The sequence below is a fragment of the Ramlibacter sp. genome (genome assembly GCA_019635435.1).
Lineage (GTDB): Bacteria > Pseudomonadota > Gammaproteobacteria > Burkholderiales > Burkholderiaceae_C > JAHBZM01.
In genome coordinates, this window is record JAHBZM010000001.1 from 1,134,949 (window position 1) to 1,152,750 (window position 17,802).

At 66.3% G+C, this 17,802-nt stretch carries 19 protein-coding genes; 15 read left to right on the plus strand and 4 right to left on the minus strand.

Going from position 1 to position 17,802, the window contains the following annotated elements; all coding sequences use genetic code 11:
- Positions 1-119 precede the first annotated feature (119 nt).
- On the minus strand, positions 120-1,058 hold the full coding sequence (locus KF796_05380) for a triacylglycerol lipase (protein MBX3586052.1): 939 nt from the start codon (positions 1,056-1,058) through the stop codon (positions 120-122).
- Between the two features lie 159 nt (positions 1,059-1,217).
- Here KF796_05380 and KF796_05385 point away from each other — a divergent pair, with 159 nt between their 5' ends.
- The 4 genes from KF796_05385 to lnt all read left to right on the plus strand — a co-directional run bounded on the left by KF796_05385 (position 1,218) and on the right by lnt (position 5,038).
- Complete coding sequence (locus KF796_05385; GenBank protein ID MBX3586053.1) at positions 1,218-1,682, plus strand: Lrp/AsnC family transcriptional regulator; 465 nt, start codon at positions 1,218-1,220, stop codon at positions 1,680-1,682.
- A gap of 100 nt (positions 1,683-1,782) precedes the next feature.
- Complete coding sequence (locus KF796_05390; protein ID MBX3586054.1) at positions 1,783-2,541, plus strand: GNAT family N-acetyltransferase; 759 nt, start codon at positions 1,783-1,785, stop codon at positions 2,539-2,541.
- Between the two features lie 62 nt (positions 2,542-2,603).
- Positions 2,604-3,482, plus strand: coding sequence for a CBS domain-containing protein (locus KF796_05395; protein ID MBX3586055.1), 879 nt, complete (start codon positions 2,604-2,606; stop codon positions 3,480-3,482).
- Positions 3,437-5,038, plus strand: coding sequence for an apolipoprotein N-acyltransferase (gene lnt / locus KF796_05400; protein ID MBX3586056.1), 1,602 nt, complete (start codon positions 3,437-3,439; stop codon positions 5,036-5,038). The genes KF796_05395 and lnt overlap by 46 nt, the downstream gene beginning before the upstream one ends.
- On the opposite strand, the gene KF796_05405 is transcribed toward lnt, so the two are convergent.
- Positions 4,992-5,918 (minus strand): LysR family transcriptional regulator, encoded by a 927-nt coding sequence (locus KF796_05405; GenBank protein ID MBX3586057.1) that lies wholly within the window; start codon positions 5,916-5,918, stop codon positions 4,992-4,994. The two genes, lnt and KF796_05405, sit on opposite strands and share 47 nt — an antisense overlap.
- A gap of 141 nt (positions 5,919-6,059) precedes the next feature.
- On the opposite strand from KF796_05405, the gene KF796_05410 reads away from it, so the two are divergent.
- The gene (locus KF796_05410; GenBank protein ID MBX3586058.1) at positions 6,060-7,130 is read left to right on the plus strand and encodes a type II asparaginase; all 1,071 of its coding nucleotides are present in this window, start codon (positions 6,060-6,062) and stop codon (positions 7,128-7,130) included.
- 39 nt (positions 7,131-7,169) lie between these two features.
- Here KF796_05410 and KF796_05415 read toward each other — a convergent pair whose 3' ends face one another.
- On the minus strand, positions 7,170-8,069 hold the full coding sequence (locus KF796_05415) for a bile acid:sodium symporter family protein (GenBank protein ID MBX3586059.1): 900 nt from the start codon (positions 8,067-8,069) through the stop codon (positions 7,170-7,172).
- A gap of 124 nt (positions 8,070-8,193) precedes the next feature.
- On the opposite strand from KF796_05415, the gene glyQ reads away from it, so the two are divergent.
- Genes glyQ through KF796_05450 form a run of 7 tightly spaced genes read left to right on the plus strand, consistent with a single transcriptional unit; the run spans position 8,194 to position 14,527 of the window.
- Entirely contained in the window at positions 8,194-9,099 is a 906-nt protein-coding gene (gene glyQ / locus KF796_05420) for a glycine--tRNA ligase subunit alpha (protein ID MBX3586060.1), read from the plus strand.
- A gap of 7 nt (positions 9,100-9,106) precedes the next feature.
- Complete coding sequence (gene glyS, locus KF796_05425) at positions 9,107-11,350, plus strand: glycine--tRNA ligase subunit beta (protein MBX3586061.1); 2,244 nt, start codon at positions 9,107-9,109, stop codon at positions 11,348-11,350.
- A gap of 31 nt (positions 11,351-11,381) precedes the next feature.
- The gene (locus tag KF796_05430; GenBank protein MBX3586062.1) at positions 11,382-11,696 is read left to right on the plus strand and encodes a hypothetical protein; all 315 of its coding nucleotides are present in this window, start codon (positions 11,382-11,384) and stop codon (positions 11,694-11,696) included.
- Position 11,697: 1 nt separating this feature from the next.
- Positions 11,698-12,225: a hypothetical protein gene (locus KF796_05435; GenBank protein MBX3586063.1), complete on the plus strand. Its 528-nt coding sequence runs from the start codon at positions 11,698-11,700 to the stop codon at positions 12,223-12,225.
- Positions 12,222-12,791, plus strand: coding sequence for a D-glycero-beta-D-manno-heptose 1,7-bisphosphate 7-phosphatase (gmhB, locus tag KF796_05440; GenBank protein MBX3586064.1), 570 nt, complete (start codon positions 12,222-12,224; stop codon positions 12,789-12,791). The genes KF796_05435 and gmhB overlap by 4 nt, the downstream gene beginning before the upstream one ends.
- A gap of 3 nt (positions 12,792-12,794) precedes the next feature.
- The gene (locus KF796_05445; protein MBX3586065.1) at positions 12,795-13,535 is read left to right on the plus strand and encodes a 1-acyl-sn-glycerol-3-phosphate acyltransferase; all 741 of its coding nucleotides are present in this window, start codon (positions 12,795-12,797) and stop codon (positions 13,533-13,535) included.
- An 11-nt stretch (positions 13,536-13,546) separates the two neighbouring features.
- On the plus strand, positions 13,547-14,527 hold the full coding sequence (locus KF796_05450; protein MBX3586066.1) for a M48 family metallopeptidase: 981 nt from the start codon (positions 13,547-13,549) through the stop codon (positions 14,525-14,527).
- Here the strand turns inward: KF796_05450 and KF796_05455 are convergent.
- Positions 14,496-15,593 (minus strand): MBL fold metallo-hydrolase, encoded by a 1,098-nt coding sequence (locus KF796_05455; GenBank protein ID MBX3586067.1) that lies wholly within the window; start codon positions 15,591-15,593, stop codon positions 14,496-14,498. The genes KF796_05450 and KF796_05455 overlap by 32 nt on opposite strands.
- Positions 15,594-15,701: 108 nt before the next feature.
- On the opposite strand from KF796_05455, the gene KF796_05460 reads away from it, so the two are divergent.
- From KF796_05460 to KF796_05470, 3 genes are read left to right on the plus strand one after another with little or no spacing between them, the layout of a single operon-like run.
- Positions 15,702-16,100 (plus strand): MerR family DNA-binding transcriptional regulator, encoded by a 399-nt coding sequence (locus tag KF796_05460; protein MBX3586068.1) that lies wholly within the window; start codon positions 15,702-15,704, stop codon positions 16,098-16,100.
- A 42-nt stretch (positions 16,101-16,142) separates the two neighbouring features.
- Positions 16,143-16,604: a PaaI family thioesterase gene (locus KF796_05465; GenBank protein MBX3586069.1), complete on the plus strand. Its 462-nt coding sequence runs from the start codon at positions 16,143-16,145 to the stop codon at positions 16,602-16,604.
- Positions 16,605-16,614: 10 nt separating this feature from the next.
- Positions 16,615-17,796, plus strand: coding sequence for an isovaleryl-CoA dehydrogenase (locus KF796_05470; GenBank protein MBX3586070.1), 1,182 nt, complete (start codon positions 16,615-16,617; stop codon positions 17,794-17,796).
- Positions 17,797-17,802: the final 6 nt, after the last annotated feature.

The window sequence follows — 17,802 nt, forward strand, 5'->3', positions numbered from 1 at the left end:
GCGGGTTGTGGCGCCGGCCTGGGCCACGGCCGCGCCCTGCGGCGCCGGCCACAGCCACCAGGCCCCCAGCCCCGTGATGCCGGCAGCCAGGGCCAGCAACAGGGCGTGGCGCCCGGTGCTCACAACCCGGCTTGCTTGAGGCGGTTGGCGTGCTGGCGGTACAGCGTGACCGGGTCCACCGAGAACCAGTCACGCAGGCCCACCACCTGGTTGACTTCGTCCAGGTGGTTCTGGCGGTAGTCGCCCAGGTGCTTGCCCAGGCGTGACGAGCACGCGGCCACCAGGCCGTCGTTGGCCTCGCCAAACACCAGGCTCAGCACGCCCAGCGCGCCGTCGCTCACGTCCAGCAGGTTGGTCACGGGTTGCGTGCCCGTCCAGGAGTAATAGCGCACGCCGTTCACCAGTTCGGCGCCACTGCCGCACCCCGAGGGAATGCCCTGGGGAAAACGCTGGTTGAACGCCAGGGTGCGGGCCGTAGTGAGCGAGTCGAGCGCGGCTGTGGGCATCTGTGGCAGGCTGGTGCCGCCTGAGCCAAGGTTGATCAGCGCCACAAAGGCCTTGGCGGCGTTGTTGAGCAGTGTTTCGGACAGGGTGCCGGGCGGCACCACGCCGCGCAGGATGTCGGCCACGCGCGAGCCCTTGTTCACGCCGCCAATCGAGGTGGCCGAGGCCACCAGTTGCGGCGCCACGCCGGCAACATAGCGGATGGTGGGGCCGCCATGCGAATGGCCAATCAGGTTGACCTTGCTGGCGCCGGTGATCGCCAGGATGTTTTTCACCTGCGCCAGCAGCTGCTCGCCGCGCACTTCGGTGCTGTTGGCCGCCGAGACCTGGGCCACGAACACGCGGGCGCCGTCCTCGCGCAGCGCCGACGGCACGCCGTAGAAGTAGTCCAGCCCCAGGAACGAATCAAACCCGAACAGGCCATGCACCAGCACCACGGGGTAGCGCGTCTGCGTGTAACCGGTGGCGGCTTGCGCGGGTGCGCCGGCCAGCAAGGCCAGGGCCGCGAGCAGCCATGCAAATCGGCGCGTGAAGGCGCTGAGCAAACGGGTCATGAAGGTCTCCTGTTAAAAATAGAACGGTCGTGCTTTTCTTGGGATTGAATTCTTTCAGCAAGCTGACATCGCAGCATTGGGAGAAACCCGGTACCGGCGTGTACCTCGGGATGAGGGTGAGGGGGTTTCATAAAATTGCGTCTCTGCTCAAAATACGCAATGGACAAGCTCGACAAGGAAATCCTGCGCCGCCTGCAGGCCAATGGCCGCGAAACCTATGACGTGGTCGGCGAAGAGGTGGGCCTGTCGGCCAGCGCGGTCCTGCGCCGCGTCAAGCGGCTCGAGGAGGCTGGCGTCATCGACCGGTATGTGGCGCTGGTGCAGCCCGAGGCCGTGGGGCTGGGGCTCACGGCCTACCTCAATGTGCGCCTGGAAAAGCACACCGAAAGCCATAAGCGCAACCCCATGGATGTGTTTCGCGCCAGCGTGCAGGCCTGGCCCGAGGTGGTGGAATGCGCCTCGCTGACCGGCGACATGGACTATCTCCTGCGTGTGGTGGTGGCAGACATGGCGCACTACAGCCGCTTCATCATGGACACGCTGCTCAAGCACCCGAGCGTGCAGGATTGCAAGACCAGCTTCGTGCTGGACCGCGTCAAGGCGACAACGGCCCTGCCTTTGTAGTCGTTAAGCATTGCTTTTTGCCGTTGGAGGGGCCTGTCTAGAACGCGAAACGCGGGATTATTCGGTTTGAGTTACTGGGGAAAACCCGTATATTGATTCCATGGTCGAAACCAAAGCCCTGATCAAGGCATCGCTGGACGCGGGCAGGGAATTCTTTCGCCCGCCGGGCCGCGCCCAAGCGGCTGCCCCCGTGGCCACGGCGCCGGCCGTGGAGGCCGAGCGCAAGGCGGCCCCGGTGCTGGTCCCCATCCGTTCGATCGGGCCCAGCCACCGCGAGCGCATCACCGACCACCTGCTGGCGCTGGACCCGCACGACCGCTACCTGCGCTTTGGCTACGCCGCCAATGACGAGCAGATCCGCCGATACGCCGACGGCCTGCATTTCGAGCGCGACGAGATTTTCGGCATTTACAACCGCCGGCTCGAGCTGATCGCCATGGCCCACCTGGCTTTTTCCACCGATCCCGATTGCCAGTCGTGCGCCGAATTCGGCGTGTCGGTGGCCAAGTCAGCGCGTGGCCGCGGCTACGGCGCGCGGCTGTTCGACCGCGCGGTCATGCACGCGCGCAACGAGGGGGTGGACCTGATGTTCATCCACGCGCTCACCGAGAACACGGCCATGGTCAAGATCGCCCGCAGCGCCGGCGCCACGGTGGAGCGCGATGGCTCCGAAACCGAGGCCTACCTGCGCCTTCCTCCGGCCACCATGGACAGCCGCATGAGCGAACTGGTCGAGGAGCAGGTGGCCCAGACCGACTACCGGCTCAAGGTCCAGGCCAAGCAGTTCTGGGACTTTCTGGCGGTGGTGCAGGAAATCCGGCGCGGCGTGCGCGATGCCCGCGACAAGTCCGCGCGCTAGGCTGACACACCTTTCAGCTATCCTAGAGGCCTCTCAACCACCGCACGTCCTGCACCGAGGCAGTGTCTGACCCACACCCTGCGCGCGGGTCTTCCGACAAGGAAGACAAGCGCACGTTCCTGCAAAAAATCGCCGAATTCATCCACCCGGGGCCCGATTCCCGCGCGGGATTGATCGAAACCCTGGCCGACGCGGAAGACAACCAGGTCATTGGCGCCGAATCCCGCGTCATGCTCGAGGGCGTGATCCGCATGGCCGACATGACCGCCGGCGACGTGATGGTCGCCGCGCCGCGGATGGACCTGGTCAACATCGACTCGCCCTACGACGAGATGCTGCACCTGGTGATCGACACCGCGCACTCGCGCTTTCCCGTCTACGACGGCGACCGCGAGAACATCATCGGCATCCTCATGGCCAAGGACCTGCTCAAGCTGCAGCGCGCGCCCGAGCTCAACATCCGCGCGCTGCTGCGTCCGGCGGTGTTCGTGCCGGAGAGCAAGGGCCTGAACGACCTGCTGCGCGAGTTCCGCGGCAACCGCAACCACCTGGCCATCGTGATCGACGAGTTTGGCCGCGTGGCCGGGCTGATCACCATCGAGGACGTGCTCGAGCAGATCGTGGGCGAAATCGAGGACGAGTTCGACATCGCCGAGGACGAGGGCGACATCTTCGGCCTGGCCGACCACACCTACCGCGTGAGCGGCGACACCTCCATCGAGCGCGTGGCCGAGGCCTTTGGCGTGGACCTGAACCGCAGCGATGGCGAGGACCGCTTCGACACCATCGGCGGCCTGATCGCCCACGAGATGGGCCACGTGCCCAAGCGTGGCGAGCACCATGTGCTGTCCGGCCTCAACTTCGTGGTGCTGCACACCAAGGGCGGCGCGGTGCGATGGTTCAAGGTGTCGCCGGTCGAAGACGCCGCCCCCCCCGGCTGACGCGCTTGGCCGCGCGCCTGCTCCCCTTCCTGGCCGCCTGGCTGGCGGGCCTGGCCCAGGCGGCCTCGATGGCCGCGCCCTGGAGCGGCCAGCCCCAGTGGTGGCTGCAGCTGCTGTCGCTTGCGGGGCTGGCGGCCCTGCTGCAGCGCGCTGCGTCCGCGGGCGCCGCCGCGCTGCTCGGCTGGGTGTTTGCCACCACCTGGCTGACCGGCACCTTCTGGTGGCTGTTCATTTCCATGCACACCTACGGCGGTTTGCCGTCGCCACTGGCCGCGCTGGCGGTGCTGGGGCTGGCCGGCTTCCTGGCGCTCTATTACGCTGCCGCTTGTGCATCATTTCGGGCGCTAGTCCAGGCTCCGCGGGCACTTTCTGCTATTGTTTTTGCAGCACTGTGGACCCTGGCCGAACTCGCCCGCGGCATCTGGTTCACCGGCTTCCCCTGGGGCGCGGGGGGCTACGCCCATGTGGACGGCCCACTGGCCCCCTTCGCCCGCTACCTCGGGGTGTATGGCCTGGGCGCGGTGGCCGCGTGGGCGGCCGCCTGGCTGGCCGGCGTGGCTGGCCTGCCCTGGCGCGGCGCGGTCCGCCGCCTGCCCTGGCTGCTGCTGCCGGGGCTGGCTGGCCTGTTGCTGGCGCAACCCGGCTTTGTGGCCAGCACGGGCCGCCTGGGCGTCACGCTGCTGCAGGGCAATATTCCGCAGGACGAGAAGTTCCAGACCGGCTCGGGCGTTCCGCTGGCGCTCACCTGGTACGGCCAGCAGATGCGCGATGCCGCCACCTCGCTGGTGGTCGCCCCCGAGACCGCCGTGCCCGTGCTGCCCCAGCAGCTGCCGGGCGACTACTGGGACGCCCTGCAGGCGCGTTTTGCCAGCGGCCAGCAGGCCGTGCTGTTTGGCGTGCCGCTGGGCAGCTACCAGCGCGGCTACACCAACTCGGTTGTCGGCTTCAGGCCGGGCAGCCCCACCTACCAGTTCGACAAGCACCACCTCGTGCCCTTTGGCGAGTTCATCCCGCCGTTCTTCCGCTGGTTCACCGAGATGATGGACATCCCGCTGGGCGACTTCAACCGCGGGGACGTGGGACAGGCCTCGTTCGAGTGGCAGGGCCAGCGGCTCGCGCCCAACATCTGCTACGAGGATCTGTTCGGCGAAGAGCTGGGCGCCCGCTTCGCCGACCCGGCCACCGCTCCCACGGTGTTTGTGAACGTGAGCAACATCGGCTGGTTTGGCGATTCGGTCGCCATCGACCAGCATTTGCAGATCAGCCGCATGCGCGCGCTGGAGTTCGAGCGCCCGATGATCCGCGCCACCAACACCGGGGCCACGGTCATCATCGATGCAGCGGGGCGGGTCACGCAGTCGCTGCCGCGGCTGACGCGCGGCGCGCTGGTGGGCGAGGTCGAGGGCCGCAGCGGCACCACGCCGTATGCGTGGTGGGTGTCGCGGTTCGGGCTCTGGCCGCTGTGGGTGTTGGGGCTTGGCGTGGTGCTGCTTGCCTGGCGCGGCCGGCTCAGCCCGGTGCGTCGCGCGGACGATTCCGCGCCATCGCCTGGTTGAGCAGGCCCGGCATCAGGTCCAGCATCTGGTTGGCGTGGCGCCCCGGCGGAGCCGCGGCGGCGTGGTAGACCTGCAGCGAAATCGGCGGCAGATCCTGCAGCTCCACGGCGGTCATCAACGCTGTGTCCAGGTTGCTGGCCGTCAGAAAGTCAATCACCGTCCAGCCCAGGCCCAGCCGCACCAGTTCCAGCGCCAGCCGGGAGGTCTGCACCTGCAGGCCGGAAGACTGGTGAACGCCCAGTTGTCGGGCAAACTCGTCAATCGACCGGCACATCGGGTCGTCGCCCACCAGCCGGATCATGGGGGTGTTGGACAGAAAGGCCATGGGGTTGCCGCGCTTGACGCGAACGGCCCGTTGCCAGATCTCGCGCGTCACCGCCACATACAGCGGCCCGCTGACCAGCATGCGGCTGATGATTTGCGGGTGCGGGTGTTCATAGTGACCCAGCGCGAAATCCACCCCGCGGGTCAGCAGCGCCTGGGCCATCTGGTCGCGGTGCAGGGTGCGCACCTCCACATGGACCCGCGGGTGGTGGCCCGCATATTTTTCAAGCACCACGGGCAGGAACTCGTGGCAGATGGAGGGCAGGGCCGCCAGCCGCACCTGGCCCTGGTCGCCCTGCTTCAGGTTCACCGAAATACGGCGCAACTCGTCCAGCTGGCGGTGAATGCTGGCCGACTCGGCGAACAGCACGGAGGCCTCGGGCGTCGGGGCCAGGCTGCCCTTGCCGCGGATGAAAAGCCTGTAGCCCAGTTGCAGCTCGGTGTGGGCCACGGTCTTGCTCACGGCCGACGGTGTGATGCAGATCAGCCGGGCGGCCGCGCTCATGCTGCCCGTCTGCATGACGGCCTGGAAGACCTCGAGTTGCCTCAGATTCATGGTGCTGGCGACGCTGTGAGTTTTGCTCACAAGCCCTGGCTGATTATTCCGCGCTGTACCCGCAGGCGCGTTCCTACGATACGCCACCCTGGCCAGCGAGCCCGGGTTCAAAGACTGTCAGGAACCTACGGAGATCAAGCAATGTATTCGAAACTCAAAGTCAAGCAGCTTCTTGCCGGCGCGGTGCTGGCCGCCTTCGCCTCGCTGGCGGCCGCGCAGGCGGCACGGTCCAATGTGGTGGTGCTGGCCACGGGCGGCACCATCGCCGGGGCCGGGGCCTCGGCGGTCAACAGCGCGACCTATGCGGCGGCCAAGGTGCCCGTGGACAAACTCATTGCGGGCCTGCCCGAACTGGCCGGCATCGCCAATGTCCGGGGCGAGCAGGTGTTCCAGATCGCCTCGGAGAGCTTCACCAACGACAACCTGATGGTGCTGGGGCGCCGGGTCTCGGCGCTGGCCAAGCAGGCCGACGTGGATGGCATTGTCATCACCCACGGCACCGACACGCTGGAGGAAACCGCCTACTTCCTCAATCTGGTTGTCCACACCCGCAAGCCCATTGTGGTGGTCGGGTCCATGCGGCCGGGCACCGCGCTTTCGGCCGACGGCGCCCTGAACCTGCTGAACGCCGTGACCGTGGCCGCCAGCAAGGATGCCGCGGGCAAGGGCGTGCTCGTCACCATGAACGATGAAATCCAGAGCGGGCGCGACGTGAGCAAGACCGTCAACATCAAGACCGAGGCCTTCAAGAGCCAGTGGGGCCCGCTGGGCATGGTGGTGGAGGGGCGCAACTACTGGTTCCGTGCCCCCGTCAAGCGCCACACCATGGACTCGGAGTTCAACATCGACGACATCAGCGCGTTGGCGCCGGTGGAAATTGTCTACAGCTACGGCAATGTGCCCACCGCGCTCTACGAGGCGGCCGGCAAGACAGGCATCAAGGCGCTGATCCATGGCGGCACCGGCAACGGCTCCGTGGCCAACCGCATCGTGCCGGTGCTGCGTGACCTGCGCAGCCACGGGGTGCAGGTCATCCGCTCGTCACGCGTGCCGGACGGGTTCGTGCTGCGCAACGCCGAGCAGCCCGATGACCAGTACGACTGGGTCGCCGCGCACGACCTCAAGCCGCAGAAGGCCCGCATCCTGGCGGCCGTGGCGCTCACCCGGGCGACCGACAGCAAGGAGCTGCAGCGGATCTTCTGGGAATACTGAAATCTGAAATGCCGGGCTTGCGGGCGGGGCCTGGGCCCTTCAGGGCTTGCCCGGTGCCCCGGCCGGCGCCTGGAGCCGGGCGTCCCGGTAGCGCCAGTAGGAGGCGCAACCCAGACCGCTCACGATGTGCCAGATGCCCCACAGGCTGGCAATGATCACCATGCCCAGGTCGCTGTGGAACTGCACGGCAATGATGCCCAGCGCCAGCCCCGAGTTCTGCATGCCCACCTCGATCATGATCGCGCGGCGGTCGCGCACCGGAACCCGCATGGCGCTGGCGCTCAGGTAGCCAAAGGCCAGCCCGCAGGCGTTGTGGGCGATCACCAGGCCAAAGGTGGGCAGCAGGCCCAGCGTCAGCAACTGGCGCTGGGCGATCAGCCCGGCCACGATGAACAGCACCAGCGCGAGCAGCGAGAAGTTGGCCAGCGGCTTCTTGATGCGCTGGGTCAGCGCCGGTTGCCGGTGAGCGCACAGCAGCCCCAGGGCCATGGGAATGGCCAGGATGCCCACCACGCTGATCCAGATGTCGGAGGGGTCGATTTTCAGGTCGGTCAGCCAGGCGGCGGTGGCCGGGTTGTGGGCCACCGTCCAGCTGAAATTGAAAGGCATGGCCACCAGCGCGATCACGCTGGCGCAGGCGGTCAGGCTCACAGACAAGGCCGTGTTGCCGCGCCCAAAATGGGTCACGAAGTTGCTCAGGTTGCCGCCGGGGCAGGCCGCCACCAGCAGCATGGCGGCTTCCACATTGGGCGGCAGGTCCAGCGCCAGCGTCAGCAGCCAGGTGCCCACCGGCAGCAGCACAAACTGCGGAAACAGCCCGGCCACCATGGCGCGCGGCGCCTGCGCAACGCGGCGGAAATCCTCCACCTGGAGGTCCAGCGCCACGGCGAACACCATGGTGGCGAGCACCAGGCTCAGGACGAGTTGTTGGGCGGTCATGGGTGGGGGCTCCTGTGCACCAAGGGTAAACGCAGCGCGGCCCCGTAAAATCAGGGGTTTACGCGGGTTGCCCTGCGTCCACCCCTGTTTCCGTTCGGGCTGAGCTTGTCGAAGCCCCCAGGCCATGCTGACCTTTCAACAAATCATTCTGAAGCTCCAAAGCTACTGGGACGCCCAGGGCTGCGCGCTGCTGCAACCCTACGACATGGAAGTGGGCGCCGGCACCAGCCACACCGCCACCTTCCTGCGCGCCCTGGGCCCCGAGCCCTGGAAAGCCGCCTATGTGCAGCCCAGCCGCCGCCCCAAGGACGGCCGCTACGGCGAGAACCCCAACCGCCTGCAGCACTACTACCAGTACCAGGTGGTGCTCAAGCCCGCGCCCAGCAACATCCTGGAGCTGTATCTGGGCAGCCTGGAGGCGCTGGGGTTCGACCTCAAAAAGAACGACATCCGCTTTGTCGAAGACGACTGGGAGAACCCCACCCTGGGCGCCTGGGGCCTGGGCTGGGAGGTCTGGCTCAACGGCATGGAGGTGACGCAGTTCACCTACTTCCAGCAGGTCGGCGGCATTGACTGCCGGCCCATCACCGGCGAAATCACCTACGGCCTGGAGCGCCTGGCCATGTACCTGCAGGGGGTGGACAACGTCTACAACCTCCAGTGGACCGACACCATGAGCTATGGCGACGTCTACCTGCAGAACGAGAAAGAACAGTCGGCCTACAACTTTGAGCACAGCGATGCCGACTTCCTGTTCACCGCGTTCAACGCGCACGAGAAGCAGGCCAAGTACCTGATGGAACAGCAACTGGCCCTGCCGGCCTATGAGCAGGTGCTCAAGTGCGCGCACAGCTTCAATCTGCTGGACGCGCGCGGCGCCATCAGCGTGACCGAGCGCGCCGCCTACATCGGCCGCATCCGCAACCTGGCGCGCGCCGTGGCGCAGAGTTATTACGACAGCCGTGAACGGCTGGGCTTCCCCATGGCGCCGCGCGAGTGGGTGGCGCAGATGACGAAGAAGGCCGCGTGAACAGCATATGAACAACAAGAATCTTCTCGTCGAACTGTTTGTGGAAGAGCTGCCGCCCAAGGCGCTGCGCAAGCTCGGGGATGCCTTTGCGGGCGTGCTGTTTGACCAGCTCAAGGCCCAGGGCCTGACGGACCCGCACTCGGTCCTGACCAGCTTTGCCTCGCCGCGCCGGTTGGCGGCGCACATCACCCTGGTGGCCGAGCGCGCTGCCGACAAGGCTGTGTCGCAAAAGCTCATGCCCGTGAGCGTGGGCCTGGATGCGGCGGGCAACGCCACGCCCGCGCTGCTCAAGAAGCTGCAGGCGCTGGGCGCCGACGCCTCGGCCGTGCCGGGGCTCAAGCGCGCGATGGACGGCAAGGCCGAGGCCCTGTTCTACGACAGCCAGGTCAAGGGCGCGACGCTGGCCGACGGCCTGCAAAAGGCGCTGGCCGACAGCATTGCCAGGTTGCCCATCCCCAAGGTCATGAGCTACCAGCTGGAAAGCGGCTGTGATCTGCCGGGCTGGAGCAGCGTGAGCTTTGTGCGCCCCGCGCATTCGCTGGTGGCGATGCATGGCAGCGAGGTGCTGGTGTCGGTCCAGGCGCTGGGCCTGAAGGCCGGCAACGCCACCCAGGGCCACCGCTTTGAAGCCAGGGTCTCGCCCGTGGTGTTCAAGGACGCGGACAGTTACGCCGAGACCCTGAAGACCGATGGCGCGGTCATTGCCAGCTTTGAGGAGCGCAAGGCCGAGATCGCGCGGCAGCTGGCTGCCGCGGCGGGCAGGGTCGGCGGTGGCGTGCACCCGATCGGGGACGATGCGTTGCTGGACGAAGTCACGGCGCTGGTCGAGCGGCCCAACGTGCTGGTCTGCGAATTTGAAAAGCAGTTTCTTGAAGTGCCGCAGGAATGCCTGATCCTCACGATGAAGGCCAACCAGAAGTACTTCCCGTTGCTGGATGCGGCCGGCAGGCTCACCCACCAGTTCCTCGTGGTCAGCAACATCACGCCCGACGATGCGAGTGCGGTGATCCAGGGCAACGAGCGCGTGGTGCGCCCGCGCCTGGCCGATGCCAAGTTCTTTTTTGACCAGGACCGCAAGAAGACGCTGGAAAGCCGCGTGGCGGGACTGGACAAGGTGGTCTATCACAACAAGCTGGGGACGCAGGGCGAGCGGGTGCAACGGGTAAGGCGAATTGCCAAGGCCATAGGTAGCCAACTCGGTGGTGAGGAGCTGGCGCAAAAGGCTGACCAAGCCGCGCTTTTGGCTAAGTCCGACTTGGTGACAGATATGGTGGGTGAATTTCCGGAACTTCAGGGAATCATGGGGCGCTATTACGCGCTCAATGACGGGCTATCCGCTGATGTCGCCGATGCCATCGAAGACCACTACAAGCCCCGCTTTGCCGGTGACGCATTGCCGCGCAATGATGTGGGGTTAGTGGTGGCGCTAGCAGACAAGCTCGAGACGTTGGTCGGGATGTTTGTCATTGGAAATGTTCCTACGGGTGATAAGGATCCATTTGCCTTACGTAGGCATGCGCTTGGAGTCATTCGGATGCTTGTTGAGCGTGATCTTCCCCTGTTGGTGGATCGCCTTTTCCAGTTAGCCGCTCTTGTCATTAGCAAATCGGCTAGTGATCGGGAAAATTCAATCGCGGCTGAAATTTTCAAAGGGACTCACTTGTTCAACACCGGTGGCGTAGCAGTCTCCGTGGAAATAGGTGCTTTCGAGCGCGAGTCGGGGTTTGATTTCTCGAAAGTGGATCTGGTATCTCCCTTTGTTTTCGACCGCCTCGCCGGCAGCCTGCGCGAGCAGGGCTACAGCGCGCAGGAAGTCGACGCAGTGCTGGCGCTGCGCCCGCAGCGCCTGGGCGATGTGGCCAAGCGCCTCGCCGCCGTGCGCGCCTTTGCGGCCCTGCCCGAGGCCCCCGCGCTGGCCGCCGCCAACAAGCGCATTGGCAACATCCTCAAGAAGGCCGACGGCGCCGTCGACCCGCACGTCAGCGAGGTGCTGCTGCGTGAAGACGCTGAAAAGGCTTTGTATGCGGCAATGCAGAAAGTCGCCCCACAGGCCAACGCGCAGTTCGAGGCCGGCGACTACACCGCCTCGCTGCAGACCCTGGCCGCGCTGCGGGCACCCGTCGATGCCTTCTTCGAAGGTGTGATGGTCAACGCCGAGGAAATGGACCTGCGCCTGAACCGCCTGGGCCTGCTTGCCACGCTGCATGGCGCGATGAACCGCGTGGCCGACCTGTCGCGGCTGGCGGCTTGACGCGGGCCGCTGGACGCCGCACCATTTCCCCATGCCCAGCCAGACGCTCATCGACAACTTCACGCTTGCCTTTCACCGGCAAGCCGTGGCCCGGCTGCGCATTCAATCGGATCTGTTGCTGAAAGCACGGGACACCGTGCGTCGCTGGCGCCTGCAACGCGGGCCTGCAGCGTCGGACCCGTATCTGGATGCGTGGGATGCGCTTCTGGCCGCTGGGCCAGATGCTATAGAGCGAGAGGTCTGTGTGGACCATCCCCGGGCCGCGACTTTGCGCAATGTGTCACCCTTGGGGTTCGTCCTGAGCGCCGGGGAGCGCATGGCCTTGCACCGAGCTGCAAAGGACTGATGTGCAGCGGGAGGAGATTGAGCATGTTCTGCGGGCCGCTGCCGCGATTTCCAGAGAGAACTCCTTTGTTCTCGTCGGCAGTCAGGCGGTCGCCTTGCTGCTCGACGCGCCACCAGCGGAATTGCTGGTCTCGACCGAAATTGATCTCTATCCCTCACTCCATCCAGAAAAGTCTGGCTTGATTGACGGCGCGATTGGCGCACTCTCGACTTTTCATGACACATTTGGGTATCACGCGGATGGCGTGGGTCCCGAAACGGCCGTACTGCCGCCGGACTGGATGCAACGTGCGCAGTTTTTCTATTTTGGAGAGGTGACCGCCATTTGCCCGGATCTGCATGATCTGGCCGCTTCCAAATGCGTGGCCTTTCGGGACAAGGATGCTGACTTTGTGCGTGTATTGCTTCACCACGGCCTGATCCAATTGAGCACCCTGCTGGAGCGTATTGCCTTGTTGAATCTGGCCGAGCCTGTTGCCCGGAAAACCATTGAATGGGCGCAACGCCGCGCCAGTGAAGCGACCGCATGAAACTCATCATCCTCGACCGCGACGGCACCATCAACCAGGACAGCGACGATTTCGTCAAGGCGCCTGAGGAGTGGATTCCGCTGCCCGGCGCGCTCGAGGCCATTGCGCGGCTCAACCACGCGGGCTGGCATGTGGTGATCGCCTCCAACCAGTCGGGGCTGGGGCGCGGGCTGTTTGACGTGGCCTCGCTCAACGCCATGCACGCCAAGATGCACAAGCTGCTGGCCGAGAAGGGCGGGCGCATCGACGCGGTGTTCTATTGCCCGCACAGCCCCGACGAGAACTGCACCTGCCGCAAGCCGCTGCCGGGCCTGTTCGAGCAGATTGGCGAGCGCTATGGCGTGGACCTCAAGGATGTGCCGGCCGTGGGCGACAGCCTGCGCGACCTGCAGGCCGCCGTTCTGGTGGGCTGCGAGCCGCACCTGGTGCTCACGGGCAAGAGCGCGCTCCACCGGGGCCTGCCGCTGCCTGAGCCGTTCCCGCCGGGCACGGCTGTGCATGACGACCTCGCGGCCTTTGCCGACGCGCTGCTTGCGCGGCCCGTGGCCGTCAAACTTCCCGCCTGAACCATGCCGCTGATCCGTTCGATACTGCATGCCCTGCTGATGCTCGTCACCGTGATCCCCTGGGGCATCTGGATGGTGACGGCCTCGCTGTGGGCCAGTGGCGAGCAGATGTACTGGAAGGCCGCGCGCTGGCTGGGCTGGCAGATCAACGGGGCCCGTGTGCTGCTGGGCATCCAGGTGCGGGTCAGCGGGATGGAGAACCTGCCCGTGGGAAAGACCAGCCCGGCCATCCTGCTGGTCAAGCACCAGTCCACCTTCGAGACCTTCCTCATGCCCACGCTGATGCCGCACCCGCTGGCCTACGTGTTCAAGAAGGAGCTGATTTACGTGCCGTTTTTCGGCTGGGCCATGGGCCGCATGGACATGATCCACATCGACCGCAGCCAGCGGGCGCTGGCGTTTTCCAAGGTGGTGGAGCAGGGCAAGCGGCTGCTGGCCCAGGGCATCTGGGTCATCATGTTCCCTGAAGGCACGCGCATCCCGCGCGGCCAGAAGGGCACCTACAAGAGCGGCGGGACCCGCCTGGCCGTGGAGACCGGCGCGCCCGTGATCCCGATCGCCGTCACCTCGGCCCGGTGCTGGCCGCGCAAGGCCTTCATCAAGACGCCGGGCGTGGTGGACGTGTCCATCGGCAAGCCGATTCCCAGCCAGGGCCGCGAGGCGGACGAACTGATGCGCGAGGTCGAGGCCTGGATCGAGTCCGAAATGCACCGGCTCGACCCCGAAGCCTACGCCGGACGCTAGACTCGGGCTTCATGCGCAGCCTGCTCCAGTTCACCCTTGACCTGTTCGATCCCGAGCCGGCGCCCGCGCCCCCGGATTCCCCGGTTTCAGAGCCAAAACCGCCGGGAGTCCAGGCGGGGCGGCCATCACCTGCTATTGAAAACATAGCAGGACCGACCCAACCCGCCGAGCCACTGGACCAGGTGCTGGTGCCTGCGAGCTTTCGCCACCCGCGCGCCAACCGGCAGGCCGTGCTGCAGGGCTCGCTGGTGGCGTTTGAATTCCGGCGCGGCAAGCGCCGCACCATCGGCTTTGTGGTTGGCCCCGACGGCCTCGTGGTCAGCGCCCCCCGATGGGTGCCGCTGACCGAGGTGGATGCCGCGGTGCGCGAGAAGGCCGGCTGGATCATGAAGAAGCTGGCCGAGGTGCAGGAGCGCCAGCAGAAGCTGGAGTCCGCCCGCATCGAGTGGAAGGACGGCACCTCGCTGCCGTTTCTGGGCGAGACCGTGATCCTGGTGCTGGACCCGCGCCATGGCTTCAGCGAGGTGGGCGGCCATTTGTCGGCCGTGGCGGCTGGCGCGGTGCTCAACGCCGACGCCAGTGCGCTGCCTGGCGTGCCGCGGCTCACGCTGCACATCGGCCTGCCGCACACTGCGACGCCGCAGCAGATCCGCGACGTGGTGCAGGCCTGGCTGATGCGCCAGGCGCGGCGCGTGTTCATCGAGCGGCTTGACCATTTCGCGCCCCTGCTGGGCGTGCAGTGGCGCAAGCTCAGCCTGTCCAGCGCCGGCACGCGCTGGGGCAGTGCCAGCGCCGATGGCTCGATCCGCCTGAACTGGCGGCTGATCCATTTCCGCCAGTCGGTGATCGACTATGTGGTGGCGCACGAGCTGAGCCACCTGCGCGTGATGGACCACAGCCCGCGCTTCTGGGACACGGTGCGCACCGTGGTGCCCGACTACGCGCAGCTGCGCGGCCAGCTCAGGGACGAGGCGCTGCCGCGCTGGGAATAGAAAAGCGGTAGACCCCGTCGGCGCCCAGCACGCGCCGCAACTGCCCGTCAAACCACAGCCGGTGCAGGTGCGCCACCGATTCGCCCATGGCAAAGGTGGTCTGGTGCAGGTCCAGCGGGCGCTTGAACATCACGGGCAGGATGTCGGCCGCCGTCTGCGGCGCGGTCGCACAGGCCTGCATCACCTCGGCCAGCCGGTCGCGGTGGTGGTCGTGCAATTGCTGGATGCGCGTGTGCAGGCCCCGGAACGGCTTGCCGTGCGAGGGCAGGGTCAGCGTGTCCTCGGGCAGCGCGCGGAACTTGTCGATCGAGTCCAGGAAGGCCGTGAGCGCGTTGGACTCGGGCTCCATGTCGTAGACGCTCACGTTGGTCGAGATGCGCGGCAGCATCATGTCGCCGCCAATCAGCGTGCGCAGTTCGTCGCAGTACAGCGCGATGTGCTCGGGCGCGTGGCCGTAGCCGCTGATGCAGCGCCAGTCGCGCCCGCCGATGCGCACGGCCTGGCCGTCCTGCAGGCGGTGGAAGCTGCGCGGCACGGCGGGCACCATGTTGGGGTAGTAGCTGGTGCGCGCGCGGATCTTTTCGATGGAATCGGGGTCGCTCAGTCCGTGGCTGGCAAAGAAGCGGGCCGCCGCCTCGCCGCCAAAGCCCGTGGTGCTCTGCGAGGCGAGCCGGGCCGCGTTGTAGTCGGTGGCGCTGATCCACAGCGGCGCGTTCCAGCGCTCGCACAGCCAGTGCGCCAGGCCGATGTGGTCGGGGTGCATGTGGGTCACCAGCACCCGCAGGATGGGCAGGCCCTTGAGCTGGGTCGCAAAAATCTGCTCCCACTGTGCCTTGGCCTCGTCGCGCGTGATGCAGCAGTCCACCACGGTCCAGCCCTGGACCTTGCCGCCGCTGCCGGCCGGGTCGTCCAGCTCGTCGCGCAGCAGCCAGAGGTTGATGTGGTCCAGCGCAAACGGCAGCGCCATGCGGATCCAGCGCACGCCCGGCGCGACCTCGAGGGTGCCGCCGGTGGCGGGCATCTGGTCGCCAAAGGTGTAGGTGAGCTGGGCTTCGAGTGCGTTCATGGGGTGGGTCCGGGATTGACGTTAACGTAAACGTCATTTCTAATCGGCCCATTTTAGGCAGTGCCCCACGGGGCTGCTGTCGCCTCGGTATTCGAGAATTTTCTGATCATGGCCACCACCTACACCATCAGCGACCTGGCGAAGGAGTTTGACCTCACCACGCGGGCCATGCGCTTTTACGAAGACATGGGCCTGCTGCAGCCCGAGCGCTCCGGCCCGGGCGGGCGCAGCCGCGTGTACAGCGCGCGCGACCGCACCCGGCTCAAGCTCACGCTGCGCGCCAAGCGGCTGGGCCTGAGCCTGACCGAGGCGCGCGAGATCATCGACATGTACGACAGCCCGCGCGACACCGGGCCGCAGCTCAAGAAATTCCTGGCCGTGCTGGCCCAGCACCGCAAGGAACTGGAAGAGCAGATGGCCGACCTGCAGGCCAATCTGGATGAGGTCAGGGAGCACGAGAAGGAAGCCCGTGCCCTGCTGGCCCGGACGGCCAAAACCGCGAAATAGGCCATAATTGACGTTTACGTAAACGTCAATCAGGAGTGACGCATGGCCCAGACCGTGTTCGAGCCCAAAGACCCGGCCTTTGCGCAGCGGGTGCGCGACAGCTTTGCGCTGCAGGGCGCCATGGGCACGCTCGGCGCCACGCTGGGAGCGATCGAGCCCGGCCTGGTCGAGATTGAAATGGCCTGGGCCCCGGGCCTGACGCAGCAGCATGGTTTCCTGCATGCGGGCATGGTGGCCAGCGCGCTGGACTCGGCCTGCGGTTACGCGGGCTTCACCCTGATGCCGCCTGACGCCGGCGTGCTGACCATTGAATTCAAGATCAACCTGCTGGCGCCCGCCAAAGGCCAGCGCTTTCGCATGGTGGGCCAGGTCGTCAAGCCCGGGCGCACGGTGACCGTGACCGAAGGCCGCGCCTATGCCATCGACGACGGCCGCGAAAAACTCATTGCCACCATGGGCGCCACGCTCATGACCATCACCGGGCGCGACGACGTCAGGAACTAAGGAGACCCCCATGACCAATCTTCCAGGACTCAACTTCCAGCTGGGCGAAGACATTGACGCGCTGCGCGACACCGTGCGTGACTTCGCGCAGGCCGAGATCGCGCCGCGCGCCGCCGAGATCGACCGCAGCGACCAGTTCCCCATGGACCTGTGGCCCAAGATGGGCAGCCTGGGCGTGCTGGGCATCACCGTGAGCGAGGAATACGGCGGCGCCAACATGGGCTACCTGGCCCACATGATCGCCATGGAGGAAATCTCGCGCGCCAGTGCCAGCGTGGGCCTGAGCTATGGCGCCCACAGCAACCTGTGCGTGAACCAGATCAAGCGCAACGGCAATGACGAGCAGCGCAAGAAGTACCTGCCCAGGCTGATCAGCGGCGAGCATGTGGGCGCGCTGGCCATGAGCGAGCCCGGCGCGGGCTCCGACGTGATCAGCATGAAGCTCAAGGCGGAGGAGAAGGGGGGTTATTACCTGCTCAACGGCAGCAAGATGTGGATCACCAACGGCCCCGACGCCGACACCCTGGTGGTCTATGCCAAGACCGAGCCCGAGCTGGGCGCGCGCGGCGTCACGGCCTTCCTGATCGAAAAGGGCATGAAGGGCTTCAGCGTGGCCCAGAAGCTCGACAAGCTGGGCATGCGCGGCAGCCACACCGGCGAGCTGGTGTTCAACAATGTGGAAGTGCCGGCCGCCAACGTGCTGGGCGCGCTCAACGGTGGCGCCAAGGTGCTGATGAGCGGGCTGGACTACGAGCGCGCCGTGCTCACCGGCGGGCCGCTGGGCATCATGCAGTCGGTCATGGACAGCGTGGTGCCCTACATCCACGACCGCAAGCAGTTTGGCCAGAGCATTGGCGAGTTCCAGCTGATCCAGGGCAAGGTGGCCGACATGTACACCGTGCTGCAGGCCGGCCGGGCCTTTGCCTACACCGTGGCCAAGAACCTGGACCTGCTGGGCGTGGAGCATGTGCGCCAGGTGCGCAAGGACTGCGCCAGCGTGATCCTGTGGTGCGCCGAGAAGGCCACCTGGATGGCCGGCGAGGGCCTGCAGATCCACGGCGGCAACGGCTACATCAACGAATACCCGCTGGGCCGGCTCTGGCGCGATGCCAAGCTGTACGAGATCGGCGCAGGCACCAGCGAGATCCGCCGCATGCTGATCGGCCGCGAGCTGTTTGCCGAGACGATGTAGGCATTT